Here is a 26,973-nt window from a genome sequence, read left to right as displayed (position 1 = left end):
GTCAGGTTTTTTTCTTCAGGAACATGAGGCGGGGCGGATAGGTGCGCTGGGGAAGCAGGGTAACCCAGGCCATGAGAAACACGGTGATTCCGGCTATGATCAGATAGGCGTCCGATAGTTCCAGCACAGTTGTCTGATGTGCAACCTGATATTTGAACGTTGCGAGAGCGTCTGGACTGCGTGGGGTCCCATCAGGCAGCAAGGGAGCCGGACGCTGCAGGGGGATCGCATTGGCCTGAAAGGTGCGAAACCGGTCTATTCCGATACGATCCGTTATACGGTCCGAGTGAAGTCCGCCCCGCCAGCGGTGGATCAATTGGAGCATCCAGACCCCGATCGCCTGCGAAACCGCGCGGGGGGTATTGACCATCGCCGCAGCGAATGGCCCTTCGGCGGGAACCAGCGTGTTGGTCGACATCATCAGCAGCGGCATGACGATCATCGCCTCACCCGCTCCCATGAAGATCTGCCAGAGGTAGAACTCGTTGCGGTTCCAGCCTACGGTCAGGAAGCTGTCGCCGATGCAGGCCATACAGATCAGGCACATGCCAAGCAGACTGACCACGCGACTATCGACACTGCGACTGTTGAGCACGACAGCCATGAGTGGAAGCATGATGAGCTGGATACAGGCGATCTCGAGCGTGACCGGATAGATCTGCTCCGGGCGGTATCCCGCCACCTCCTGCAGGAAGGTGGCAGGCAGGGTGGATGACGCCAATGATACAACCAGAAAAATCAGGAGCGTCGAGGCCCCATAGGCGAAATTGCGTCTGCCCAGCAACTGGAACCGGAACAGAGGCGTGTGCTGGTCCCACTCATTGATGACGAGAAGCGGCAGGCAGATACCCGCTATCAGCGCCATCACGCAGATGGCCGGGGAATTGAACCAGTCGAACCGGTCACCCTGCTGGAGCATCGTGGAGAGCGCGCCGAAGCCGAACAGGATCAGCAGCGCGCCTTTCCAGTCAAAGTGACGGATGCGGGCGAGTTTCATATCTTCTGGCGGTACACCGTACCACAGCAGCGATATGGCGAGACTGCCAAACGGTATCGCCTGCCAGAAAACGAAGCGCCAATCGACCAGATCGGTCCAGAGCCCGGCCAGAGCCGTGCTCAAATTCGGAAAAAACGTGGCGGTGAGCGAATAGGCGGCGAGCCCGTAAAGGCGCACAGGCGGAGCCAGCACGCGCAGCGCGACGAGCAGAAGGAGCGGCACCGCAAACCCGCCTGCCAGCCCCTCGATGATCCGCAGACCGTAGAGAAGGGAGAGATGATGGTTGAACGGGATACAGGCCGCCGAGAGGCTGGCAACAATCGCGACAATGATGGAAAACCGCCGGACGCCGAACGTCAGAGCCATCCATGGTGCGAGCGCCATGCCCATGACTTCGGCGGAAAGATAAAGGCTGTTGAACCAGGTTCCGGGATCGTGGCTCAGGCCGAGTCCGCCCAGAATATCGGGGAGCGACTGTGAAGAGACCTGCTCGTTCAATTCGGTCGTCATCGCGAGCACGATCACGCCCGCCAACCCAAAATAGGAGCGCCCCTGCTTCGTCATGGACGCAGCATCAGACCACAGACACGAAACAGGGGGATACTGCACAGCATTGATCGTCTATCGGGCGAAACCATTACCCTTGGCAATCGATGCGAACATAAAATCTAAAATAAAAAATAGGGCAGGAACCAATCGCGATCGGCCCCTGCCCTGTTGTCAGTCGCGCTTGCCCATTCTGGACGCCGCACGCGCGCGCTGCTCGACAGCCGCCGCATCAAACGTCCCGGCAGTCAGCCAGGACCCGCCAACACAGGAAACGGCGGATTCTGCCAGCCACTCGGGGGCATTGGCCTCGCTGATACCCCCCGTCGGGCAAAACCTGACTTTCCCGAAAACCGAAGCGAGCGCCTTCAGGGCCGGAAGACCGCCATTGGCCATGGCCGGGAAGAACTTGAAGCGACTCAGACCGAGATCGAGCCCACGCATGATATCGCCCGCATTCGCAACGCCGGGCAGCAAGGGCACGTCATGTCGCTGCGCCGCAGCCGCCACTTCCGGCGTAAGGCCGGGGCTGACGATAAACTGCGACCCTGCATCGACGGCCCGCGCAAGGTCATCACCATTGAGGACGGTTCCGGCTCCAACATGCGCTCCTTCGACCTTCGCCATTTCGCGAATAGCGTCGAGCGCGCATTCCGTACGGAGCGTTACTTCAAGCGTGGTCAACCCGCCCGCGACCAGCGCCTGCGCGATCGGACGCGCCAGAGACAGGTCGGGAATGACCAGAACCGGAATGACCGGACATTTCGTCATCACGGCGTCCAGCATTGTCGTGTCGAGCATCACCAAAATCCTTATCGAGTTCCACGCCGTGACGATCCATCACGTCTTCCATGGCGGCGAGCATGGCCGATCCGCCCTTTTCCGCACTATCCGACCGGCTCCGCATGAGCGCGAACATCTCACGCCCCGTGCCCATGCCGGGCAAAGGCTGCATTGCGGGCTGGCGACGCTCCCATATCGCAGGATCGACAAGCGCTTCAATCTCACCACGACGCGCGCAGATGCGCAGCATGTCGCCATCCTGAATGCGCGCGATCGGGCCGCCCGAATGTGCTTCCGGGCAGATATGGATGGCCGCAGGCACCTTGCCGCTTGCGCCTGACATGCGCCCGTCGGTCAGAAGGGCCACGCGATAGCCTTTGTCCTGGAGCACCGCCAGTGTCGGAGTGAGACGATGCAGCTCGGGCATGCCATTGGCATCGGGGCCCTGGAAGCGCACGACCACGATCACATCGCGATTGAGCTTCCCCGCCTTGAAGGCCGTGATGACGTCCTCCTGGGTCTGGAACACAGCAGCGGGCGCTTCGATAGTCTGACGGTCCTCATCGACCGCACTCGTCTTGTAGATGCCACGGCCCAGCGAGCCCTGGACAAGACGCATGCCGCCATCCTTGCGGAACGGCTCCTTCGTGTCACGCAACACGCTGCGATCCGCCGAGGCGCGCGCAGCGCTGTAGAGCAGTGCCTCCCCCTCGAGCCGCGCGCGACAGGCGTAATCACTGAAACCGCCCCTGGACACGGTCAGGATATCCTGATGCAGCATACCGGCCTCGCAGAGCGCGGCAATGAGCGTGGGCAGCCCTCCCGCCTCCTGCATGGCATTCACATCAGCGGAGCCATTAGGGTAGGCGCGTGTCAGCAGCGGCACTGCCGATGACAGCGTATCGAGATCGCTCCAGTCGATACAGATGCCTGCAGCGCGTGCAATGGCTGGCAGGTGAATCGCGTGATTGGTCGAACCACCCGTTGCGAGTAATCCGACTGCTGCGTTCACGATGGCCTTTTCATCGACCAGGCGCGAGAGCGGGCGGTGGTCCTCACCTGGCCTGGAGATCTCGATCAGGCGATGCACCGCTCGGCGGTTGAGTGCCTGGCGGATACGGCTATTCGGATTCCAGAACGCGGAGTCCGGAAGCATCAGCCCCATAAGCTCGACCATCATCTGGTTTGTGTTGGCCGTGCCATAGAACGTGCAGGTTCCCGCGCTGTGATAGGATGCGGCCTCGGCTTCCATCAATGCGCTGGAATCGACCTTGCCCTCTGCATAAAGCTGTCGGACGCGCTGCTTTTCCTTGTTCGGCAGACCCGATGTCATGGGACCCGCTGGAACCAGAAGCGCTGGCAAATGGCCAAAACGCAGCGCACCCATGAGCAGCCCGGGCACGATCTTGTCGCAGATACCCAGCAGAGCCACGCCCTCGAACATGCCGTGGCTCAGCCCGATAGCCGTTCCCATCGCGATATTATCCCGCGAGAGCAGCGAGAGCTCCATACCCTCCTGCCCCTGGGTCACGCCATCGCACATGGCGGGCACGCCGCCAGCCACCTGCAGGGTTGCCCCCATCTCACGCGCGAACAGCTTCATCTGATCGGGGTATCGCGCATACGGCTGATGCGCCGAGAGCATGTCGTTATAGCTTGTGATCACGCCCAGGTTGACGCCGCCCCCGCGCATGAGCTGCGCCTTGTCCTCGCCCGAGGCGGCCATCGCATGAGCCAGATTGCCGCAGGCCATGCGCGGACGCGAGATACCTTTCTGCCGGTTGAGCTCCATCAATGCGAGATAACGGCGCCGCGACACGGCGGAACGCTCGATGATGCGCTCTGTGACGGAAGCAACGACGGGATGAACGGACATGGCAGCTCACTGACGGATGTTTGGTGCTCGCGTTTTCGCGAGCTGCGCCCTTGTAAAGTTTCCGTGATCTATGGGTCAAGAGCGCAAGAGTAATAAAATTTTCCTCAATGGCTTTTTTTTAAATTTTTATATCGCTGCGCAAGAAACTGGCTGTTGCATCGGGAACACATCGCAATCAAATTGTCACAATTACATCGGGTGACGTCACATTACGAGATTGAAACCCTCGATCACGTTGTGCCATCTCGGCGGCAATTGCGGAGATCCTTCCGCCTCCATTTCCTTTCGCGAAAGTGTCCGATGGCCATTACACGCACGCGTCTTTGCCGCACCTCGCTACTCCTCGGCGCGACAATCCTTGCCGGCGCCAGTTTGCCAGCTGTCGCCCAAACAACGAGCAAACCTGTCAAGGCATCCAGCTCCGCCCATCACAAGGCAGCGCATAAGAGCGCCGGCAAGCGCATGGCCAGCACCGCAAGCACGACTTCGCCGGCCGTCGCTTCAGCATCCGCACCGGTTTCCACCAACGCGCGACGCAACACACTCGTGAGCCTGTCAGGCCCCCTTCCCGCCGGGAATGAGAGCATTACGGTCGTAGGCTCAGCCCTGAGCACGTCGCGCAATGCGAACGCCAACCCGGTACAGATCATTACGGCCAAGCAGATCGCGCAGACCGGCGTGAACAACCTCGGCGATTACCTGATGCGTCTGCCGTCAGTGGGTTCGAGCGCTACCACCAATGCCGTCACCAATGGCGGCGGCGGCGTGTCCTGTACGGATCTGCGCAACCTCGGAACGTCACGCGTCCTGGTGCTGATCGACGGCAAGCGCACCACGGTCAATGGCGCTACCAACTGCGTCGATATGAACTCGATTCCGGTGCAGCAGATTCAGAGCGTCGAGATCCTGCGTGATGGCGGTTCAGAGCTTTATGGTGCCGATGCCGTGTCGGGCGTCATCAACATCAAGATGCGTCACGACGTGAACACCGGCAACGTGACCGTGCGCGGCAGCATCTCGCAATATGGCGACGCACCTGAGGGGTTGATTTCCGCTTTCAAGGGCTGGAACTTCGACCACGGCAAGGGCAACATCACCCTGTTCGGCCAGTATCTGACCTCAACCGGCGTGATGCAGCGCAACCGCGCCTGGGCAAACCCGGCTGCACAAAACAACCCGGTATCAGGCTCACCCACTTTCGGCTCCGGCATCGCCTCGAACGGCACCTTCTATCCGGATAGTGGCGGGAAATACACCTCGCATGATAACGGCAATACGGTTGTGCCCTTCACGAATGGCGACCGCTATCCGTTCAATCGTGATCAGAGCCTGACGAACAACTATCAGGACACCTCGCTTTCGGGCGATACCCATTACGATGTGAACAAGCACCTCACTGTGTATGCCAATGTTCTCTACAGCCATCGTACCTCAAATAATTTCCTGGCACCGGTACCCGTGACCGGCTCCATCCCCCCGAGCTCTCTGCCCGGTGCCATCACCGTTCCAGGCAACTACCCCGGCAATCCGTTCGGTGAGGATACGACGATCTATCGTCGCATGACCGAATTCGGCTCACGTCGCTTCGAACACGCCACAGACACCGTGACAGGCATGTTCGGCGCCAAGGGCGAAATCACCCATGGCTGGATGTATGACGCCTCCTACACCTATGGTGTGAACCGCGAGCAGGTGCGTGGCCTGAATGTGGGCAATTACGCCAACCTGCTCAATGCCTGGGGCCTGCGTGCAGACGAACCCGGCAATCCCGACAGCACGCTTTCTTACGATCCGACCGTATGCCAGGCCTCGGCCGGCTGCTCGATCTCCTCGCCTTTCGGCCATCTGTCGCCTCAGGGCGTGGCGTACAGCAACTACACTACCGTCGAGAACATCCAGTACCAGTTCCGCGACACCAATTTCCGTGTTCATAACAACCACGTTGTGTCCATGCCGTGGAAGAACGGCGGCGATCTCGGTATCGCACTTGGCATGGAGCATCGCAGCGAGCAGGTGAGCGACAGCCCCGATCCGCTCGTGGCGCAGGGTATCGCCCTGACCAACACCCAGGCCTATTCGGGCGGCGGCTTCAGCGTTTCTGAAGGTTATCTTGAGGGCAAGCTCAACCTGCTGAAGAATGCCTTCCTTGCGAAAGATCTCACGATTGACGCACAGGGGCGTTATTCGTCCTACAATACCTTTGGCGGTGCCAAGAACTGGAAGGCCTCCATCAACTGGGCGCCAAACCGCGATATCCAGCTTCGTGCCACACTCGGTACGTCCTATCGTCAGCCCAGCGTCTATCAGATGTTTGGCGGCCAACAGCTCAGCTATGAATTTGCCAATGATCCCTGCGCGCAGGTGAGCAGCTACGGCGCGAGCTCGGCCAATGTGGCGGCAACCTGCGCCCGCCAGGGCCTGCCTGCTAATTTCCAGATGGTCAGCGCAGGACAGGTGCCGACGCTTCAGGGTGGTAACGCTGCGCTCAAGCCCGAGACAGGCCGCACCTATACCTTCGGCACCGTCCTGACCCCGCACTGGGTCCCGGGTCTCTCGCTCGCCGCCACATACTGGCACTACACCGTCAAGAACATGATCAGCGCAATCGGCACACAGTACCTGCTCGATCAATGCTATACGGGTGCGAACACCGGCTATTGCGGCAATATCATTCGTAACGCGCAGACGCAGCAGATCCAGACGGCCTCGGCGCTGTACGAGAACCTGGGCGGCCTGCGTACGGGCGGTCTCGATCTTGACCTCGATTACAACTTCCGTGTGACACGTCATGACCATGTCATGCTGAGCAACAACTTCCAGCAGCTCATCAGCTACCAGCAGCAATATGTGCCCGGTGGCCAGTGGTACAACTATGATGGTCGCCTGCTCTACAATAACAGCACGGGCCAGCCGCGCGTACGCAACTACACCAGCGCAACCTGGCGTCATGACGCGTTCAGCTTCACCTATATGATGAACTTCACGGGTGGTATGGTCTGGAACGACCAGTCTGTGGACATCACCAAGGCAACTGGCGGTCGCTACAAGACACCCGGCATCTTCACCCACGATATCACCCTCGCCTACCAGCTCAATCGCTGGAACTTTGAGACGGGCGTGCGCAACCTGTTCGACAAGAAGCCGCCCTACGTCGTGGACGGCTCGACGAACACCAATGTCTATCAGTACGGAAATCTCTTCATGGGCCGTAACGTCTTCGTCCAGGCCGGCGTAAATTTCTGATCCTGCACGCCTGATCGAAAACCATCTAGACCCGGCATCCCAAGATGCCGGGTTTTTTTGTTCGAAATCTCATACAGATTGAGACAGATCACACGCATTGGTGAATTGCATCCCAGAAGCTGAGTGGGAATATGACGAATTCGTAAGAGTTTGGATGGGTCCCCATGGAAGTTGTGATTGGCGTCGATGTCGGTACAGGCAGCGCACGCGCCGGCGTGTTTACCCTTAACGGGCAAAAGCTCGCTTCCTGTGTGACCGCCACCAAGACCTGGCGCCCCCAGGCCGATTTCATCCAGCAATCATCGACCGATATCTGGGCCGCAATCTGCAAGAGCGTTCGTACCGCCATGGCAGAGCTTAAGCAGGGCGACGTCACGGTTCGCGGGATTGGCTTTGACGCCACCTGCTCACTCGTCGTGCTCGACCGTGAAGGCAGGCCCCTCTCGGTCGATCCCAATGGAGAGGCCGCGCAGGACATCATTCTCTGGGCCGATCATCGCGCGATGAAAGAGGCCGATGAGATCAATGCCGGCCAGTATGAGGTACTGCGCTACGTAGGCGGAACGATCTCCCCCGAAATGGAAACACCCAAGCTGCTTTGGCTCAAGCGGCACATGCCCGATACCTTCTCGAAGGCGGGGTACTTCTTCGACCTGCCCGACTATCTGACGTGGCGCGCTACGGGATCGGATTCCCGTAGCTGCTGCTCGACCGTGTGCAAATGGACCTATCTCGCGCACGACAAGGGGTGGGACCCAGCCTATTTCGAGGCCATCGGCCTGGGCGATCTCGTTGCCGAAAACTACAAACGTATCGGCCAGACCGTTTTGCCGCTCGGCCAGACCGTCGGCAATGGTTTGAGCGAGACCGCCGCGCAGGAACTGGGTCTTGCCGCGGGTATTCCGGTCGGCGTTTCCGCGATCGACGCCCATGCTGGCGGAATCGGCGTGATCGGCTCCGCCTCCGGCGAGACCGTCGACGACGCGGCCCTCGATCGCAGCCTTGCCTTGATTGGTGGCACCTCGAGCTGCCACATGGCCGTATCGCGCGATGCCCGCTATGTGGACGGAATCTGGGGCCCCTATTCCGAAGCCATGATTCCCGGAACCTGGCTGAACGAGGCCGGACAATCCGCCGTTGGTTCTCTAGTTGATTTCGTGATTTCAACTCATGCCTATGGCCCTGTCCTGGCGGAGAAGGCCAAGGAAGAGGGACGCACCGTCTATGAATTGCTGAACGAGCGTCTGGCGGAACTCGAGCAGGGTTCCCTGCCCGGCTCACTGACCGCCGAGTTCCATGTTCAGCCCGATTTCCACGGCAACCGCTCGCCCCACGCCGACCCGACACTGCGCGGCATGGTGAGCGGGCTGAGCCTCTCCGCCACCTTCGATGATCTGGCCAAGCTCTATCTCGGCACGATCCAGGCGCTTGCCTATGGCACCCGCGATATCATCCGCGCACTCAACGCCAAGGGCTATGCTATCGACACCATCTTCGCCACAGGCGGTGGCACCAAGAACCCGGTCTTCCTGCGCGAACACGCCAACGCCACAGGCTGCCGTATCATGCTGCCTCAGGAACCGGACGCCGTGCTGCTTGGCTCAGCCATTCTCGGTGCGGTTGCGGGGGGCGCCTATGACGATATGCGCGCCGCCATGTCTCAGATGACCCGCGTCGGCTCCGAGGTTGCGCCCGATCCACGCACGGCGCGCTATCACGCGGCCAAATTCTCGGTATTCCAGGCCATGCTCAAGGAACAGCTTCATCATCGGGCGATCATGCGTGAGGCCCTTGCTGATTGAGCAAGTATCGCGGTTCGGGCACTGCCGTCCCGAACCGCAACTGAAGGGGCTGCGCCTCGGAATTCCGACCCTGTCTTACTAATGTTTTCCTTCACAGCCAGGACGGGCGATGCTTCGCTCGTGGAGCTTGACTATGGAAGCTGTCATTGCCACGCCGGAACGGGTGAAACGCAAATCAGGTGCGGGAATCTTTCTCTCCCCCGCCGTAATCATCCTGCTTATCTGGTCTCTGATCCCCCTCGTCCTGACACTCTGGTATTCGTTCCAGAATTACAATCTGGTCGACCCCACGCTGAAGGGCTTCGCCGGATTCAGCAACTACGTCTATCTGCTGACTGATCCTGACTTCCTCTACGCGCTGCTCAACACGGTGTTGCTCGTTCTGGGCGTGCTCGTGATCAGCGTTGGCGGCGGCGTCCTGCTCGCGGTGCTCTACGATCAGGACTTCTTCGGGCGCGGGATCGCCCGCGTGCTCGTCATTTCACCCTTCTTCGTGATGCCCACCGTCTCGGCATTGCTGTGGAAGAACCTGATGCTCCATCCCATCTACGGGGTGTACAGCGCGTTCATGCGAGCTATCGGGCTGCAGCCCATAGATTGGCTGGCCCATTATCCCATGCAGACCGTGATGATGATTGTGGCCTGGGAATGGCTCCCTTTCGCTGTGCTGATCCTGCTGACTGCGGTTCAGTCGCTCGATCATGAGCAGAAGGAAGCGGCGCGTATGGACGGTGCGGGTCCGATCGCCCGGTTTCGCTATATCATCCTGCCGCATCTCAGCCGGGCGATCACCGTCGTGATCATGATCGAGACGATCTACCTGCTCACGGTGTTTGCCGAGATTTCGGTCACCACCTCTGGCGGACCGGGTGTTGCTTCCACCAATCTCGCCTTCCTGATCTATTCGCGCGCTCTGCTCCAGTTCGATATTGGCGGTGCCTCGGCGGGCGGCGTGATTGCAATCATCATTGCCAACATCATCGCGGCATTCCTCGTTCGTGCGGTCGCCCGCAATCTGGAGGCATGAGATCATGGCCCGGAAAACGCAGCTTCTCCCAAAAATCGCGCTCGGAGTGGTCGGCTGGGCAGTCGCACTCTGGATCTTCTTTCCTATCTTCTGGATGGTCCTGACGGGGTTCAAGACCGAGATGGATGCCATCTCGACCCCGCCGCATCTCATTTTCCACCCGACCCTGCAGAGCTATCACGACGTGTTCGCGCAGGAGAACTACTGGCACTTCACTTTCAATACGGTGCTGATGTCGGTCTTCGCGACCGGCGGCGCGCTGCTCCTGGGCGTGCCCGCCGCCTATTCCATGGCGTTCTTCCCCAGCAAACGGACACGCGGCACCCTGCTCTGGATGCTCTCGACCCGTATGCTGCCGCCCGTGGGTGTGCTTGTGCCTGTATACCTGATCGCGCGCTCAACCCATCTGCTCGATACCATCGTCGGGCTCGGCATCATCAATCTGCTGACCAATCTGCCGATCATCGTCTGGATGCTCTACACCTTCTTCAAGGAAGTTCCGGTGCCCATTCTCGAGGCCGGACGCATGGACGGGGCCAATCGCTGGCAGGAAATCAGCGTGGTGCTGCTCCCCCTAGCCCTGCCCGGCATCGCCTCGACCGCGCTTTTGTCTCTCATCCTGTGCTGGAACGAGGCCTTCTGGTCGCTGAACCTGACGTCTTCCAATGCAGCCCCCCTGGCGAGCTTCATTGCGTCCTTTTCCTCCCCCGAGGGGCTCTTCTTCGCCAAGCTTTCGGCGGCCTCCACCCTCGCAGTGGCACCGATCCTGGTATTCGGCTGGTTCAGCCAGAAACAGCTCGTGCGCGGCCTCACTTTCGGCGCCGTCAAATGACCCTTTCTTTCGGATTCACACGCTCTTTCGGAGTGACCCATGGCTAAAGTTGAACTGCGCGATATCCGCAAGACCTATCACGCCGAAGAAATCATCAAGGGTGTTTCGCTCGACATCAACGACGAGGAATTCGTCGTCTTCGTCGGTCCCTCGGGCTGCGGTAAGTCCACACTGCTGCGGATGATCGCCGGGCTGGAGGAAATCTCGGCGGGCGATCTCCTGATCGATGGCAAACGGGTCAATGATATCGAGCCCGCAAAGCGCGGCCTCGCCATGGTCTTTCAGTCCTATGCGCTCTACCCGCATATGAATGTCTATCAGAATATGGAATTCGGCCTGAAGCTGGCAGGCATGCCCGAGCCCGAGCGTCGTCAGAAGATCAACGACGTCGCGAAGACGCTGCAGCTCGATTCCTATCTCAAGCACAAACCGGGACAGCTTTCAGGTGGGCAGAGACAGCGTGTGGCCATCGGACGCGCCATTGTGCGCAACCCGAAGGTCTTCCTTTTCGACGAGCCGCTCTCCAATCTTGACGCGGCTCTGCGTGGGCAGATGCGCGTCGAACTCGCAACGCTGCATCGTCGCCTGAAGGCAACAACAATCTATGTCACCCATGACCAGGTCGAGGCCATGACCATGGCGGACAAGATTGTGGTGCTGCAGAAAGGCGTCGTCGAGCAGGTCGGCTCCCCGCTCGAACTCTATCACCATCCGCGCAACCTGTTCGTTGCGCGGTTCATAGGCTCGCCCCCCATGAACTTCCTGCCTGTGACCGTACGCAGCGTAACCGAGAGTGGAATTATGGTAGCGCTCGACCATGGCGCACCGGTTACGGTGCCGGTTCTCCCGGGCGAAACCGCCTCGGCCGAGGCCATGACGCTCGGGGTTCGGCCGGAGCACATCGTCCTCGATCCGCAGGGTGAGATTACCGGCACGATCCGCATGGTTGAACGTCTCGGCGCGCTCACACTGCTGCACGTCGCGCTTCCTGATGGGGCGCTCATTATCGTGCAGACCGATGGCGATCATGGCGGCGAGGTCGACGCTCCCGTTGGGCTGCGCGTGCTCGCTGAAAATTGTCACCTTTTCGATGCAAGAGGGATGGCGCTTACCAAGCTCGTGCGTCACCGTCTTGCCGGTTAACTAGAGAGTTCTCGACCATGTATATGGAAAAACTGCGCCTCGACGGGCGCGTGGCCGTCATCACCGGCGGCGCCCAGAATATCGGCCTCTGCTGCGCCTCGGCTCTGGCCGAAGCAGGTGCCCATGTGGTGATCGCCGATCTCGACGGCGAAAAAGCTGCTGAATCGGCGAAGGGGCTGGTTGCCCAGGGGTTCAAATCCTGCAGCGTCGCCATGGACGTGACCTCCGAAGCGAGCGTGACCTCGGCTGTCGACACCATCATGAGGCGTCATGGCAAGCTCGACATTCTGGTCGCGAATGCGGGTCTGTGCATTTCCGAGGTCAAGGCCGAAGACATGACGGAAGATCAGTGGCTCAAACAGATCAATGTCAATCTGAACGGTGTTTTCCGCTGTTGCCAGGCCGCCGGCAAGATCATGATCCAGCAGAAATCCGGCGCGATCGTGGCGATCGGCTCGATGTCCGGCCTGATCGTGAACCGTCCGCAGGAGCAGGCCGCGTATAACGCCTCGAAGGCCGGTGTGCACCAGTATATCCGCTCGCTCGCAGCGGAATGGGCGCCCCATGGCATTCGCGCGAATGCGGTTGCTCCGACTTATATCGAGACAACCCTGACGCGTTTTGGCATGCAAAAGCCCGCGCTCTACGACCGCTGGGTGGATGGAACACCTATGGGTCGTGTAGGGCAGCCGGAAGAAGTGGCTTCGGTGGTCCAGTTCCTGACTTCAGATGCCGCCAGCCTCATGACAGGCTCGATTGTCAGCGTCGATGGTGGCTTCACCGTCTGGTAATATCGCTCCCCGTCTGGAACGATGATCCAGGAGCGGGAAACTTTGGATTGGCGATGGGCGGAATCCCGCCCATCGCTTTCCCAGGTCAGGATCTGACTGCGTCTGCCCTGGCGAGTGCGCGCTGCGTCGCTGGCCTCGCCTCGATGGTTTCACGCCAGGCCTTGATCGCCGGGAAGTCATCGAGCGTGATTCCCTGCTCTTTCCAGGTACGAGTCCAGGGATAAGTCGCCATATCGGCAATGCCGTATTCGGCCCCTGTTACAAACGGGCTCGCCCGGAGCCGCGTTTCCAACACGCCATAGAGGCGTTTGGTCTCATCCTGATACCGTTTGATGGCATAGGGAATTTTCTCTGGCGCATAGAGAGCAAAATGGTGGTTCTGGCCGAGCATCGGACCAAAACCGCCCATCTGCCAGAAAAGCCATTCCAGTGCTGCAATCTTGCCACGCGGGTCAGCGGGCAGAAAGCGTCCCGTCTTCTCTGCGAGATAGAGCAGGATTTCTCCCGATTCAAAAACACTCAGCGGCGAGCCGCCATCTGCCGGTTCGTGATCGACGATGGCTGGCATCTTGTTGTTGGGGGAGATCTTCAGGAAATCCGGCGCGAACTGGTCGCCTTTGCTGATGTTCACCGGTATGATCCGATACTCCAGCCCCGCTTCCTCGAGGAAGAGAGTAATCTTGTGGCCGTTTGGGGTGGGCCAGTAATACAGATCGATCATGGGCGTCCTTCCTGATCCTGAGGCGGATCAGTCGGTAACGCCCCCCAATACATAGCGTTCAAGACCGATGGCGAAACCCTCTTCCTCGCATGAGGTCGAAACATGGGTCGCTGCCGCCTTGACGGTGTCATTCGCCTGCCCCATCGCAATCGACATGCCGCTTTTGGCGAACATCAGCATGTCGTTCGGTTGATCACCCATGGTCACCATCGCGGAGGCCGGAATGTCGAACAGCGTTTCGAGAGTCGTCACAACGCCACCCTTGTTCGCCTCGCGATTGGTAACATCGACATAATAGGGCTGTGAGCAGGCAGCCGAGGCGGTGTTGCCAAGGGCCTCCTGAAGGTCCCGTTCAAGCTTCTGCATCAGAACGGCATCATCGCTGACACCCGTGATCTTCACGACGTCATGCAGATGACGGGTCACGTCATCTGCACGGGGCGCGAATTTGACTGTCCATTCCTCACGCGAGACATGGGGCGCATCCAGATCGCCCACGATCCATTCATGGCTCGTGTAAACCCAGGGGTCTGCCCCGTGATCGCGTATGAGCTTCAGAACCGTCTCTGCCTGATCATGAGTCAGACGCTTGGTTTCGATGACGCTCCAGTCCGGATGGACCAGAACGCCACCATTGAAACCGGCGATCGGCAGATCGATCGCCAGAGGTTCAATCAGCATCGCCATGCCACGTGGCGGACGACCGCTCGTAATGGCGAACCGTATACCCCGCTCACGCAGGGCCTGAACGGCACGGATAGCCCGTGGTGTGAGGATCTTGTCCCTCGTCACCAATGTTCCATCCACATCGGCGAGGACGAGTTGAACCTGCGGTTTCATCAGGCCTTTTCACCTTTCCACTGCCAGTTGCGGATTTCAGGCATGTCTTCACCGTATTGCGCGATGTACCGCTTATGCTCGACGAGCTTGTCGTTGATCATCTGCGTGACATAGGCCGCATGACCTGAGAGGGCGGGAACACGACGCACAGCATTGAGAATGATGTGGAAGCGATCCAGATTGTTCCGCACCGTCATGTCGAACGGTGTGGTCGTCGTGCCTTCCTCGCGGAAACCATGGACATGGAAGTTCGCCCGGTTGCTCCGACGATAGATCAAGCGATGCACGAGCTGCGGGTAGCCGTGGAAAGCAAAGAGAACCGGCTTGTCCTTCGTAAACAGGTTGTCGAACGTCACGTCGTCCAGACCATGCGGATGCTCGCTCGGTGACTGAAGCGTCATCAGATCAACCACATTCACAAAGCGCACCTTGATGTCGGGGCCGTGTTCGCGCAGCAATTGCACGGCGGCCAGCGCCTCGACCGTCGGTACGTCGCCCGCAGACGCGATCACGAGGTCAGGGTCATACCCCTTGTCGTTGCTGGCCCATTGCCAGATGCCGATACCCTGGCTGCAATGCGCGATGGCGGCATCGATATCAAGCCACTGATGCTCAGGCTGCTTGCCTGCCACGATCACGTTGATGCGGTCCCAGCTCTCAAGGCAGTGCTTGGCCACGTAGAGCAGGGTGTTGGCATCGGGCGGCAGATACACGCGGGCGATATCGGCCTTTTTGTTCACCACGTGATCCATAAACCCCGGATCCTGATGGCTGAAGCCGTTATGGTCCTGACGCCAGACATGCGAGGTCAGCAGATAGTTCAGCGAGGCGATCGGACGGCGCCACTGGACTTCCTTGGCCGATTTGATCCACTTGGCGTGCTGGTTGACCATCGAATCCACGAGATGGACGAAGGCCTCGTAGCACGAGAAGAAACCGTGACGACCAGTGAGCAGATACCCTTCGAGCCAGCCCTGGATCGTGTGTTCGCTCAGGATCTCCATGACCAGCCCGTCTGCCGCCAGATGGTCGTCGTAAGAAAACTTGTCTCCGACCCAGGCGCGATTGGTCACCTCGAGCACATCGTTGAGACGGTTCGAGTTGTTTTCATCCGGTGACAGCACGCGGAAATTGCGGCTCTCCAGGTTCATCTTCATGACGTCACGCAGCCACGCTCCGAGGATACGGGTGCTTTCGCCCTGCACTGCACCCGGAGACGGAACGTCGAGTGCGTGGGTCTCGATATCCGGCATACGCAGGGGGCGACGCAGTTGCCCACCATTGGCATGCGGGTTGTCGCTCATACGCAGCGTGCCCTCCGGCGCCAGCGCGGCGATCTCGGCGTGGAGGCGCCCGTTTTCGTCGAAGAGCGTCTCGGGCTTGTAGCTACGCATCCAGTCTTCGAGAATCTTCAGGTGACCCGGCTTCTCGATATCGGTCAGCGGCACCTGATGGGCGCGCCAATAGCCCTCACAACGCTGGCCGTCCACTTCCTTGGGGCCGGTCCAGCCCTTGGGTGTGCGCATGATGATCATGGGCCAGGTGGGACGCTCGGCGTTGTTCTCTGTACGGGCGCGCTTCTGGATTTCCGCGATCTTGTCGAAACAGACATCCATGGCATGGGCCATGAGTTGATGCACCGTGTCGCGATCATCCCCAGCCACGATGATGGGTTCGTAGCCGTAACCGCGGAACAGATCGAGCAGCTCGGATTCAGGGATACGGGCCAGAACGGTCGGGTTGGCGATCTTGTATCCATTCAGGTGCAGGATCGGGAGGACGGCACCGTCGTTACGCGGGTCGAGGAACTTGTTGCTGTGCCACGACGTCGCGAGCGGGCCGGTTTCCGCCTCACCGTCGCCAACCACGCAGGCGACGATCAGATCGGGGTTATCGAGTGCCGCACCATAGGCGTGAGAGATCGAATAGCCGAGTTCGCCGCCTTCATGGATGGAGCCAGGGGTGGTCGCCGCCACGTGGCTGGGGATGCCGCCGGGGAACGAGAACTGCTTGACCAGGCGGCCTACGCCCTCGACATCCTGCGAAATCTCGGGGAAGTACTCGCTATAGGTGCCTTCCAGATAGGTCGCTGCCACGACGCCCGGAGCGCCATGGCCAGGCCCCGCGATGAAGAGCACGCTCTTCTGACGTTCCTTGATAATACGGTTCAGGTGCAGATAAAGCAGGGTCAGACCCGGCGTGGTACCAAAATGGCCGAGCAGGCGGGGCTTGACGTGCTCGATCTTCAGCGGCTCGCGCAGCAGGGCGTTGTCGAGCAGATAGATCTGGGCAACCGAGAGATAGTTCGCAGCCTGCCACCACTGGTCGAACAGGGCTATTTGCTTGGCGCTTAGCGGATTTTTTTCGCTCATGATGTGTGACATCCTTCCATTATTCTTCTTGTGTGTCGGAAGATCGTTTTTTCTTCATCCGCAGGGACAACCAGCACTGTTGGCCCTCCTGAACGCCTGCTGATCACAGGTCGGCTTGCAAGATTTGCATCTTCGCAAATCTGGATGTCGAGGAATCTGAGTCGCTGGCAGACAGCCTGACGGAAGGTGGCATCGTTCTGCCCGATCCCTCCCGTAAAGACGAGCGCATCGAGCCCGCCCATCTGTGCGATCAGCCCTCCAGCCTGCTGTACGAAGCGCTCGACGAACATGTCCAGCGCAAGCTGCACATTCTCGTCGGCGTCATTTTCCCGCAGGGTACGCATGTCGCTCGAAACGCCGGATACGCCGAGCAGTCCCGAACGGTAATAGAGAACATCCTGCACTTCCTTGGGAGAAAGCCCCTTCTGTTGCAGGAGGTAGAGCACGGCTCCGGGGTCAATGGCACCGCATCGTGTTCCCATCATGAGCCCGTCCAGTACGGTGAGACCCATGGTTGTGGCCACGCTGCGCCCGTGCATCAGCGCGCACAGGCTCGCCCCGTTACCGATATGGGCTACGAGCACTCGCTTATGAGCAATGGCGGGAAACCGCGCCTCCAGCTCATTGGCGATATAATCGTATGAAAGGCCATGGAACCCATACACCCGCGCGCCGCCCTCGAGGAGCTCGGCGGGCAGCGGAAGCCGCGTGCGCACAGTCGGAATGGTATGGTGGAACGAGGTATCGAAACAGGCGATCTGGAGCAGATCTGGCTTCTCCTGCATCAACAGGCGCATCGGGGCAATACTGGGCGGCTGATGCAGCGGAGCCAGCGGAACCAGGGACTCGAGTTGAGCCAGTGTCTTCTCGTTGATCCGGGCCGGTCCCTCGAAATGGGCGCCGCCATGAACCACCCGGTGCCCTACAGCCCCGATATCGCGCCCCGTCTCATGGGATTCGATGAAGTTCAGAACGTGCCGGATCATCTCGCCATGGGCATTACCGGTCTTGGCGCCGGTTTCGATCACCATGCGCTTGCTGACACCGTCAGGCGTGCGCGTCGTCAGCACAGCCCCGCCGGACTGATACTCGACCAGACCTGAGAGCAATCGCTCCGCCTCGCCCTGTTCATCGAACAGGGCAAACTTGATGCTCGACGAGCCGGAATTCAGCGTGAGAATGATTCTGCTTTGAGACACGTAACGACCTCGAAATGCATGGCGGCATTGCCAACATCCGAGGCTTAAACCCCGCCTCGTCTTGCGGGTTCAAACATAACATCGAGGTAATAGGGGACTATAGCCACCCGATTTCTATATTTGTCAGGTTTATCCGATGTTTAACGCGTCAGTAACAGTGTTAATTACACGGCTTTGTGAAACGATCACTCTGCATAGCCGCACGGAACGCCCCCAAACGGGCGGGAACAAATCGTGCCACGCGCGGGGTACGATTGCTCGAAAGGCAGAAATACATGAAGGGGACGGTTAGCCCACCAAGCGACGGCACCGTCCACGATAGGCGGGGGTGATAAACGCCTGAATGATCTGGTGAAGTCGTGTCCGACAGGGCGCGTTGACCCCGTCGGACAGAAATTCAGCGCGCCTTTATTGGCGCGCGCGGGAGTCAGCGTGCGCGAGGACGAGAGGGGCGACCGCCCGCGGGCCGGTTACCTGCAGGACGCCCTTCAGGGCGCTTGCCCTCGCCGTTGCGCGGCGCGCCGCCGGGGCGACCACCGCCCGAGCGCTGTCCGCCACCACGCGGCTGGTTGCGGCCACGTCCACCACCGCCCAGGACAGGCGGGCGCATGGTCGAATTCTGGGCGTCTTCGGAATGGAAAGGATGATCGGTCACGACCGGAATGGCCTTGCCGATCAGCTTTTCGATATCCTTGAGCCAGGCGCGCTGTTCGGCGTCACAGAGTGATACGGCCCACCCATCCCGGCCTGCACGCGCAGTGCGACCGATACGGTGGACATAGCTTTCGGCGATGTTCGGCAAGTCATAATTGAAGACGTGGCTCACATCATCCACATCGATCCCGCGTGCAGCGATATCGGTCGCAACCAGTACCTTGACCGATCCGTCCCGGAACCCGGCCATGGCACGCTCGCGCGCCCCCTGGGACTTGTTGCCGTGAATGGCTTCAGAGCGGATGCCCTCGGCATTGAGGAAATCGGCCACCTTGTTGGCTTCATGCTTCATAAGCGTAAAGACAACGGCGCGTTGGACCTTGGGATTTTTTACCAGCAGAAGCGTCGCCGCGCGCTTGTCTTCCGACTTTACGAACATCACACCCTGACGGATGCGGTCGACCGTCGAAGAAGGCGGCGTTACCTCGACCTTGGCAGGATCATGGAGCAGCGAATGCGCCAGCTCCTCGATCGCCTTGGGCATGGTGGCCGAAAAGAGCACGGTCTGACGGTTCTTCGGCAGCAGAGCCACAATGCGCCGGATATCGCGCACGAAACCCATATCCAGCATGCGATCTGCCTCATCGAGCACCAGTACCTCAAGATCGTGGAGATCGATATGGCCCTGACCGATGAGATCGAGCAGACGTCCCGGCGCCGCGGTCAACACGTCCACGCCGCGGCGCATCGCCTCGACCTGACGCCCCTGCCCCACGCCGCCGAAGATCACGGCGTGGCGAAGCTTCATGTGACGGGCATAGGCCTTGAAACTGTCATCGATCTGGGCAGCCAGCTCGCGGGTCGGCGCCAGAACGAGCACGCGCGCGCTCTTGGGTGTCAGCGGGCGCGGATGGGTCAGCAGACGATGCAGGGCAGGCAGGGCAAACGCCGCGGTCTTGCCGGTTCCCGTCTGGGCAAGACCGAGCAGATCGCGCCCTTCCAGAAGATACGGGATGGCTCCGGCCTGGATCGGGGTCGGTGTGGTGTACCCTTCCTCAGCAAGGGCGCGCTGGATTGGCGTGGCAAGCTGAAGATCGGCAAAACTGGTCATGAAGGAAGCGCCTCCTCTGGCGACGAGCCGCATTCACTAATGCTGGCTCGCAGGATGACGCCTCTTGGCCCGGACGTCACAAGGGTAAAAGGGAGATCCGGGACTGGCGAAGCGGGTCACGCGACTGCGTCAGACACCTGACGCCGGGACCTGCTGTGCCAAATCTGGACCGGGGAGGACCCCATATAGGCAGAGCCCTCCCCGGACGCAAGCGATTACGCTTATAAAACAGCAGCGCAGCGTCGCCGTGGGCAATCAGTCCCCATCAGGCAAAACGGTTCTCGATGATCGTCTCCTCAAGCGGGAGATGACCGCCATGGGGGGGGTATTCGCCGGATTTCTTGCCGATCGCGACGAACATGACGACTTCATGGTCAGTCGGGAGATTGATCAGCTCGCCCACAGCCTTGAAATCGAACCCGTCCATCGGGCAGGACTGATAGCCGTGCGCGGCAGCTGCAAGCATCAGCGCATAGGCCGCCATTCCGGCGGAGCGGATGCCTTCATCACGCTGCATCTGCTCGTTACCGCTGTAAAACTGATGGATCATGCCTTCATAGGTGGTCTGCATCTTTTCAGGCGCAGCCGCCCAGTAACGCGCGGGGTTCTTTTCCCAAGCCTTGAAGTCCGCGCAGAGCACGATCAGCGCGCTCGCCTCTTCCACCTGTGGCTGATTCCAGGAGACGGCGCGGATCTTCTGCCGCAGTGTCGGATCGGTCACGACGACGAAGCGCGTATGCTGGATATTGAACGCCGTCGGTGCGTGTCGTCCGGCATCCAGGATATCACGCAACTCGTGCTCGGGAATGGTGACGGAAGGATCGAAGCGCTTGGTCGCGCGACGCTCGGCAATGGCGGTCAGGATATCAGTCATGAGAACTCCGCTTTCCTGCCCCGCAGGGTCCTGGGGGCGTGGGTGTTGTACCGGAACGCCGGATGCAAACACGGGGTTCACCACGCTGTAAAGCCTTATTTCGATCAAAGTCGAAACGTTATCCTCAGGAGGGGGCGCAGTCTCGCGTCAGCGACGCCTCAGCAGGAAGAGTGCCTGCTCGCCGAAAAGATTGGCCAGCCTGATCGATCGTCGCCAGGGGGCTCGCTCTCCCGCCTCGTCGATGGCGAGCCAGCGATCGATCACATAGCCCTCTGACTCGCAGAGCTCGAGAAAGTCCTGAATGGTGCATGGATGGATATTGGGCGTCTCATACCATGGCGTGTGCCACACCTTGTTCATCGGCATACGCCCGCTCAGCAGGATCTGAAGCCGCAAACGCCAATGACCAAAATTTGGAAAGGATACGATCGCGTGACGCCCGATGCGCAGCATCTGGCGCAGCACCTCGCGGGGCTTCTCTACAGCCTGCAAGGTGCGCTGCAGCACCACGTAATCGAAGGCATCGTCTGAATAATGCACCAGGTCCTGATCCGCATCGCCATGCATGACCGGCAGGCCATGAGCGACGGAACGTGTAACCTCCCGCATGTCGATCTCGATCCCGCGCGCATCGCATTGTCGCGTTTTGAAGAGGTGATCGATCAGCGCGCCGTCGCCGCTGCCTACATCGAGCACCCGTGTCCCCGGAGCGATCATCTCTGCGATGAGTTGCTGATCAAGACGCATGCGAAGCCCCTTCCGTTACAACGGTTCCGCTTTCGACAGGCACGTCCTTATCCGGCGCAGAGCGCTGGCTCAGCCCGGCCTGTTCGGCGGCACCATTGATGAAGCCACGCATCGTCCGGTCCAGATCGGGCTCCTCAAGCAGGAAGGCATCGTGCCCACGATCACTCTCGATCTCGACAAACGAGACGTTCACACCAGCCCGGTTGAGGGCCCGCGCCAGAAGACGGGACTGCGACGTGGGGAAAAGCCAGTCAGAGGTGAAGGAAATGATGCAGAACCGCGTCTCACAATGGCGGAAAGGCGCCGAGAGATCGCCATCGTAATCGGCGCTCAGATCGAAGTAATCGAGCGCGCGCGTGATGGTAAGATAGGAGTTTGCATCGAACCGGCGCACGAAGCTTGAACCCTGATGGCGCAGGTAACTCTCCACCTCGAAAATCTCGCCGAAGAGCGAGTTCCCCGAGGCCACCGCCTCATGGGAGGGTACGGCATCGCGCCGGGTACGCCTGCCGAATTTCTGGGTGAGCGCTTCCTCGGAAAGATAGGTGATGTGCGCCATCATGCGCGCCACAGCCAGCCCCTTGGCAGGTATGGTGTCCATCGCCCAGTAGCGCCCACCATGCCAGTCGGGATCACCACAGATCGCCTGACGGCTGACTTCGTTGAACGCGATATTCTGCGCGGAATGGAACGGTGCGGTAGCGATAGGCATGGCAGCCCCCACGCGTTCGGGGAAGCTCGCGACCCATTGCAACACCTGCATACCACCCATCGAGCCGCCTATGGCGGCGAACAGGCGCTTGATACCGAGATGGTCCAGCAGCCTGGCCTGCGCGAACACCATGTCCCGTATGGTGATCGGTGGGAAATCCGTCCCCCAGGGCTCGCCGGTTTCCCTCAGCGTTTTCGGTCCCGAGGACCCCATACATCCGCCGAGAACATTGACACAGATCACGTAAAAACGGTCGGTATCAATAGCGCAACCTGGCCCGACGGCCCGGCCCCACCAGCCGGGTTTGCCCGTGACCGGATGGGTTTCAGCGACATACTGGTCACCTGTCAGGGCATGACAGACTAGGATGACATTATCCTTACGCGGCGAGAGCGTGCCATAGGCGCAATAGGCCACGTCGAGTGGGGCGATATGCGCCCCGCATTCGAGCGTCAGCCCCCCGTCAAGCTTCACCGCAAACGCCGTGGGAGATCCGGCCTGCGTCATGACACGCGCTTCGGGCGCGCGCATTCGCTGCCCCCCCGGCTGCACGTCCGAACCGTCCGACATGCTGGCCCCATGGGCCGCCCCATCATGCACAATGATCTCGCGACACAGGCCGTGTGCTCCTAAGGAAATGCTGCGCGCGTCTCGGCGCAGGCTGAACATGACGACCAAACCGCCCGTACCATCCGGTCACGCCAACCGCAGCAACGCGACCAGAATGCCATGGGAGAATAATAAGCCAGCGGTTTTGGGGAGAGATATGCCACTGCTCGGGCGTTCCCGCAATTCCTTCACACAATCCAGGGGACACGGCTCAGAGCTGACCCTGAGGTCAGCATTTCTCCCGTCTTAACAGCGCATTGCAGAATAATTGCATCTTCGTTCGAATGAATGTTAGGCAGCGTGACTTGAGGCGATTAATGTTTTTTTAACGAATCGATGAAGGGAGACCGATCATGCCCACAGTTCTACGCTGCATCGGGCATTCAGGCCTGTTCGACACGGCGTTCTACCTGTCACGCAATCCGGATCTCCAGGATCTAGGGAGTGGCGCACTCGCGCATTATCACAGCACAGGCTGGCGCGAAGGACGCAAACCCAACCCGTTTTTCGACCCTGGCTGGTATCTCGCCCGCTACCGGGATGTGACAGAGGACCCCCTGCATCATTACCTCACCCGAGGCGAGTACGAGGGACGCCGCCCGGTCCCCTGGTTCGATCCGATCTGGTATCGTCAGGCCAATCAGGTGCCGGTCAACATGAATGCCCTGGCGCATTACCTCGCCAACAGGCGTCTCCCTGACATCCATCCCATGCCGGAATTCGACCCTGTATTTTATCTTCAGAATAATCCGGATGTGGCCGCCTCGGGCATGGACCCCGTCGAGCACTATATGGTGCAAGGGTTCCGTGAGGCGCGACGCCCTTTCGCGGGGTTCGATCCGGCTTTCTACCGGCAGCGCTATCTGCGTCACCAACCCGAAGTCAATGCGTTCCTGCACTGGCTCGACCATCGCCATGAGCCGGGCATCTTTCCAGCCCTTCCCGCCCACGAGACGACCATTGCCCGCGAAATCCGCCGACGCACCCAGCCTGCTGCGGAGTTCGAAGAGCATCAACCGCTGCCTGATGCTTCACTGCGTCGGGCACGCGTGCTCGCTTATTACCTGCCGCAATTTCATCCCGTCGAGGCCAATGATCGCTGGTGGGGCAAGGGCTTTACGGAATGGACGAATCTGAGCCGCGGTGTTCCCCGCTTTGCCGATCACTATCAGCCAAGAACCCCGCGGGATCTGGGCCATTACCGGCTCGACAGTGCCGAGACTCTGCGCCGTCAGGCGAAAATGGCGCATGAGAGCGGGGTCGAAGGCTTTATCTTCTATCATTACTGGTTCAACGGCACCCGACTGCTCGAACAGCCCATGGAGATCCTGCTTCGCTCGCCCGAAATCTCGCTTCCGTTCTGCCTCATGTGGGCCAATGAAAACTGGAGCCGTCGCTGGGATGGCGGAGATCAGGACGTCCTGATTTCGCAGAACTACCGTTTTGAAGATGACGAAGCCCTGATCGCGGATTTCGCACGACACATGCGTGACCCCCGATATATTCGTTTTGGTGAACGCCCTGTACTCATGATCTACCGCCCGGGTGCCATTCCCAAAGCGCAACAGCGCCTGCGCAGATGGCGCGCGCTGTTTAGGGAGCAAGAGGGGATCATGCCGGTCTTCGTCATGGCCCAGGCATTCGACGACCATGATCCGCGCCATTTCGGCATGGATGCGGCGATCGAGTTCCCGCCACACAAGCTGACCTGCACCTGCACCCCCATCGAAGACCGCCTCGACATTCTCGATCAGGACATGACGGCCCGGGTCTATGATTATGCCGAATTGGTCGACAAGGCGCTGGCCGACCCCGCCCCCGCTTTTCCACTCATACGCACGGTCAGCCCCTCATGGGACAATGACGCGAGAAGACAGGGGGCGGGACTGGTCCTGCATGGTTCGACCCCTGCCCTTTACGAGCGGTGGCTGAGTGAGACGATCGAGAAGGCGCGAGATAATCCGGTCTTCGGAGAAACGCTGGTCTGTATCAACGCCTGGAATGAATGGGCAGAGGGCACCTATCTCGAACCCGACGTGCATTATGGCGCCGCCTACCTCAATGCAACGGCACGCGCTGTCACACGCTTGCGCGGCGGATTGGGCAAGACACGTCTGTTGCTGATCGGCCATGATGCTTTCCCGGCTGGCGCCCAGATGCTTTTGCTCTCACTCGGCAAGGCGTTGCAAAGAAATCACGGGCTCGACATCGCGTTTCTGCTTCTGGGCGGGGGCGAAATGCTTCCCCAGTACCGGCAGGTCGCAACCGTGGAAATTCTTCGGCCCGGCGAGCCAGCATGCCGTGAGCGACTGGCCTCCCTGCGCATCGAGGGCTTCGGTGCAGCCCTCATGAACAGCGCTGTCACCACCGTTCTGACGCCTGATCTGGTTGAAGCCGGCATCCCCTTCACCCTGCTGATCCACGAACTTCCCGGGATGATCCGCCACCACGACCTCGAACGCCCGCTGGCCGAGGCCATGAAGCGCGCATTTGGGCTAATCGTTCCCGGCGCCATGCTGACCCGTATCTGCCCGAATGCGCACATCCTGCCCCAAGGCTTGTACAACCCGGTGACCTTCACCCCCGAGGACAGACTGCGCGTACGTCAGGCTTACGGCATCCCTGCCCTCGCCCATGTGGTGATCGGCGTGGGCTACGGCGATACGCGCAAGGGGTTCGACCTCTTCCTGCAATTATGGAGCATGCTGCGCAGCCCGAGTTTCACCGCCCTGATCAATGGGCAGGAAACTGTTCGCCCTATCCATTTTCTCTGGGTGGGCGCCCTTTCTCCTGCCATCGAGACTGCGCTGGAATCAGATTTGAAACCGGCTCTCGACAGCGGCAATTTCCATCTGCCGGGACGGGTCGACAATGTCAGTCCATTCCTCTCCGCAGCGGATCAGTTCGTTCTAACGTCACGCGAGGACCCATATCCGTCTGCCGCGCTCGAGGCGCTCGCCAGCGGCTTGCCCTGCGCGGCCTTCGCGCGCTGCGGCATGATCCCCGATCTCCTCGAAACCCTGGCAAGCGAGGGAGACACGCGCCATGCGATCCTCCAGCCGGGCGATCTTCCGGCGCTGGGGTCACTCATTCTCAAGCGCGCCCGGCTTCCACCTACCGCGAGGGGGCAGCGTTCCACGCTCGGGACCGCCCTGCGCGCGCGATTTTCCTTCGATGCCTATGCGGCGGAGGTGCTCGGGCGAGCGATGCCCGATTTACCCCGGATTTCAGTCGTTGTGCTTTCCTACAACTACGCACGCTATCTTGTGGCACGTCTTGCAACCATCTTTGCACAGGACTGTCCGGTTCTCGAGATTATCGTGCTGGATGACTGCTCGCAGGACGGGTCGGCCGATCTGGCCGAGCAGACGGCCGAGGCCTTCGCTCGTGGCGTGAGGATCATTCGTCAGACCCGTCAAAGCGGTTCGGTTTTCGCACAATGGCAACGCGCCGCTGAAATCGCACAGGGAAACTGGATCTGGATTGCGGAAGCAGATGATCTGAGTGAGCCTGAATTTCTTTCCTCGCTTGGGAGTCTCGCCGGGCAAGTGAAAGGGGCGGTCATGGCCTTCTGCGACAGTCGCCCGATCGATGGTGAGGGAATAAGCCTCGGCCCCGATTACCAGGATTACTACAGGAGTCATGTCGGGGCCCAACTTGGGCGCGACATGGTGATGCCAGGGCAGGATTTCGTCAGGAATTTTCTGGGCCACGCCAATCTGATCCTGAATGTGAGCGCCGTTTTGTTCAGGCGCGAAGCATTCAACGCAGCCCTATCCGCCTGCATGGCAGAACTTGGCACCTATCGGCTGGCCGGTGACTGGCGCGTCTATCTGGAAATATTGATGCAGCCTGGCGCGCAGATCGCGTATCTTGCGCGCCCCCTCAACATCCATCGGCGCCACCAGCGTTCGGTGACAGGAGCTCTCGACGAGAGCGCTCATCTGGCTGAAATAGAGCGTCTACACGATGAGATCGCCACCCGCTTTGGACGGGCCGAGGATCTCATGCAGGTCCAAAAGCTTTATAGAGACGGATTACGCAGGCAATTCGGCCTCGAAGCCCCCCCGCGTGCGCGCCTCGCTCAGTGAGAG

At 60.0% G+C, this 26,973-nt stretch carries 18 protein-coding genes; 7 read left to right on the top strand and 11 right to left on the bottom strand.

What is annotated here, in order from left to right:
- Nucleotide 1 precedes the first annotated feature (1 nt).
- The 3 genes from WFJ47_RS08425 to edd form a co-directional block, all read right to left on the bottom strand.
- Nucleotides 2–1,561 (bottom strand): MFS transporter, encoded by a 1,560-nt coding sequence (locus WFJ47_RS08425; protein WP_336762263.1) that lies wholly within the window; start codon nucleotides 1,559–1,561, stop codon nucleotides 2–4.
- A gap of 156 nt (nucleotides 1,562–1,717) precedes the next feature.
- Entirely contained in the window at nucleotides 1,718–2,329 is a 612-nt protein-coding gene (gene eda, locus WFJ47_RS08420; protein WP_336762431.1) for a bifunctional 4-hydroxy-2-oxoglutarate aldolase/2-dehydro-3-deoxy-phosphogluconate aldolase, read from the bottom strand.
- On the bottom strand, nucleotides 2,214–4,202 hold the full coding sequence (gene edd, locus WFJ47_RS08415) for a phosphogluconate dehydratase (RefSeq protein WP_336762261.1): 1,989 nt from the start codon (nucleotides 4,200–4,202) through the stop codon (nucleotides 2,214–2,216). The genes eda and edd overlap by 116 nt, the downstream gene beginning before the upstream one ends.
- Before the next feature lie 300 nt (nucleotides 4,203–4,502).
- On the opposite strand from edd, the gene WFJ47_RS08410 reads away from it, so the two are divergent.
- The 6 genes from WFJ47_RS08410 (at nucleotide 4,503) to WFJ47_RS08385 (ending at nucleotide 13,040) form a co-directional block, all read left to right on the top strand.
- Nucleotides 4,503–7,445, top strand: a complete 2,943-nt coding sequence (locus WFJ47_RS08410) for a TonB-dependent receptor domain-containing protein (RefSeq protein WP_336762259.1) — start codon at nucleotides 4,503–4,505, stop codon at nucleotides 7,443–7,445.
- A gap of 164 nt (nucleotides 7,446–7,609) precedes the next feature.
- Nucleotides 7,610–9,247, top strand: a complete 1,638-nt coding sequence (locus tag WFJ47_RS08405) for an FGGY-family carbohydrate kinase (protein ID WP_336762258.1) — start codon at nucleotides 7,610–7,612, stop codon at nucleotides 9,245–9,247.
- A gap of 133 nt (nucleotides 9,248–9,380) precedes the next feature.
- Complete coding sequence (locus tag WFJ47_RS08400) at nucleotides 9,381–10,274, top strand: carbohydrate ABC transporter permease (protein ID WP_127102175.1); 894 nt, start codon at nucleotides 9,381–9,383, stop codon at nucleotides 10,272–10,274.
- 1 nt (nucleotide 10,275) lies between these two features.
- Nucleotides 10,276–11,106, top strand: a complete 831-nt coding sequence (locus tag WFJ47_RS08395) for a carbohydrate ABC transporter permease (protein ID WP_408868639.1) — start codon at nucleotides 10,276–10,278, stop codon at nucleotides 11,104–11,106.
- A 39-nt stretch (nucleotides 11,107–11,145) separates the two neighbouring features.
- Nucleotides 11,146–12,249 carry a sn-glycerol-3-phosphate ABC transporter ATP-binding protein UgpC gene (locus WFJ47_RS08390; protein ID WP_336762253.1) on the top strand — a complete coding sequence of 368 codons (1,104 nt, stop codon included), beginning with the start codon at nucleotides 11,146–11,148 and terminating at the stop codon, nucleotides 12,247–12,249.
- Between the two features lie 17 nt (nucleotides 12,250–12,266).
- Entirely contained in the window at nucleotides 12,267–13,040 is a 774-nt protein-coding gene (locus WFJ47_RS08385; RefSeq protein WP_336762251.1) for an SDR family oxidoreductase, read from the top strand.
- A gap of 85 nt (nucleotides 13,041–13,125) precedes the next feature.
- Here the strand turns inward: WFJ47_RS08385 and WFJ47_RS08380 are convergent, their stop codons facing one another.
- The 8 genes from WFJ47_RS08380 to WFJ47_RS08345 form a co-directional block, all read right to left on the bottom strand.
- Nucleotides 13,126–13,761, bottom strand: coding sequence for a glutathione binding-like protein (locus tag WFJ47_RS08380; protein WP_127102179.1), 636 nt, complete (start codon nucleotides 13,759–13,761; stop codon nucleotides 13,126–13,128).
- Nucleotides 13,762–13,788: 27 nt separating this feature from the next.
- The gene (locus WFJ47_RS08375) at nucleotides 13,789–14,601 is read right to left on the bottom strand and encodes a Cof-type HAD-IIB family hydrolase (protein ID WP_336762248.1); all 813 of its coding nucleotides are present in this window, start codon (nucleotides 14,599–14,601) and stop codon (nucleotides 13,789–13,791) included.
- The gene (locus WFJ47_RS08370; RefSeq protein ID WP_336762246.1) at nucleotides 14,601–16,973 is read right to left on the bottom strand and encodes a phosphoketolase family protein; all 2,373 of its coding nucleotides are present in this window, start codon (nucleotides 16,971–16,973) and stop codon (nucleotides 14,601–14,603) included. Before WFJ47_RS08370 ends, WFJ47_RS08375 begins: the two co-directional genes overlap by 1 nt.
- Nucleotides 16,970–18,172 (bottom strand): acetate/propionate family kinase, encoded by a 1,203-nt coding sequence (locus tag WFJ47_RS08365; RefSeq protein ID WP_336762245.1) that lies wholly within the window; start codon nucleotides 18,170–18,172, stop codon nucleotides 16,970–16,972. The genes WFJ47_RS08370 and WFJ47_RS08365 overlap by 4 nt, the downstream gene beginning before the upstream one ends.
- Nucleotides 18,173–18,599: 427 nt before the next feature.
- On the bottom strand, nucleotides 18,600–19,937 hold the full coding sequence (locus tag WFJ47_RS08360) for a DEAD/DEAH box helicase (RefSeq protein WP_336762244.1): 1,338 nt from the start codon (nucleotides 19,935–19,937) through the stop codon (nucleotides 18,600–18,602).
- A 265-nt stretch (nucleotides 19,938–20,202) separates the two neighbouring features.
- Nucleotides 20,203–20,811: a nitroreductase family protein gene (locus WFJ47_RS08355; RefSeq protein ID WP_336762243.1), complete on the bottom strand. Its 609-nt coding sequence runs from the start codon at nucleotides 20,809–20,811 to the stop codon at nucleotides 20,203–20,205.
- A 147-nt stretch (nucleotides 20,812–20,958) separates the two neighbouring features.
- Complete coding sequence (gene metW, locus WFJ47_RS08350; RefSeq protein ID WP_127102185.1) at nucleotides 20,959–21,558, bottom strand: methionine biosynthesis protein MetW; 600 nt, start codon at nucleotides 21,556–21,558, stop codon at nucleotides 20,959–20,961.
- Nucleotides 21,548–22,801 (bottom strand): homoserine O-acetyltransferase, encoded by a 1,254-nt coding sequence (locus tag WFJ47_RS08345; protein ID WP_336762430.1) that lies wholly within the window; start codon nucleotides 22,799–22,801, stop codon nucleotides 21,548–21,550. Before WFJ47_RS08345 ends, metW begins: the two co-directional genes overlap by 11 nt.
- A 431-nt stretch (nucleotides 22,802–23,232) precedes the next feature.
- On the opposite strand from WFJ47_RS08345, the gene WFJ47_RS08340 reads away from it, so the two are divergent.
- The gene (locus WFJ47_RS08340; RefSeq protein ID WP_336762240.1) at nucleotides 23,233–26,970 is read left to right on the top strand and encodes a glycoside hydrolase family 99-like domain-containing protein; all 3,738 of its coding nucleotides are present in this window, start codon (nucleotides 23,233–23,235) and stop codon (nucleotides 26,968–26,970) included.
- Nucleotides 26,971–26,973: the final 3 nt, after the last annotated feature.

Source organism: Asaia sp. VD9 (assembly GCF_037150015.1).
Classification (GTDB): Bacteria; Pseudomonadota; Alphaproteobacteria; order Acetobacterales; family Acetobacteraceae; genus Asaia.
This window is presented reverse-complemented; position numbering and strand designations above follow the sequence as displayed.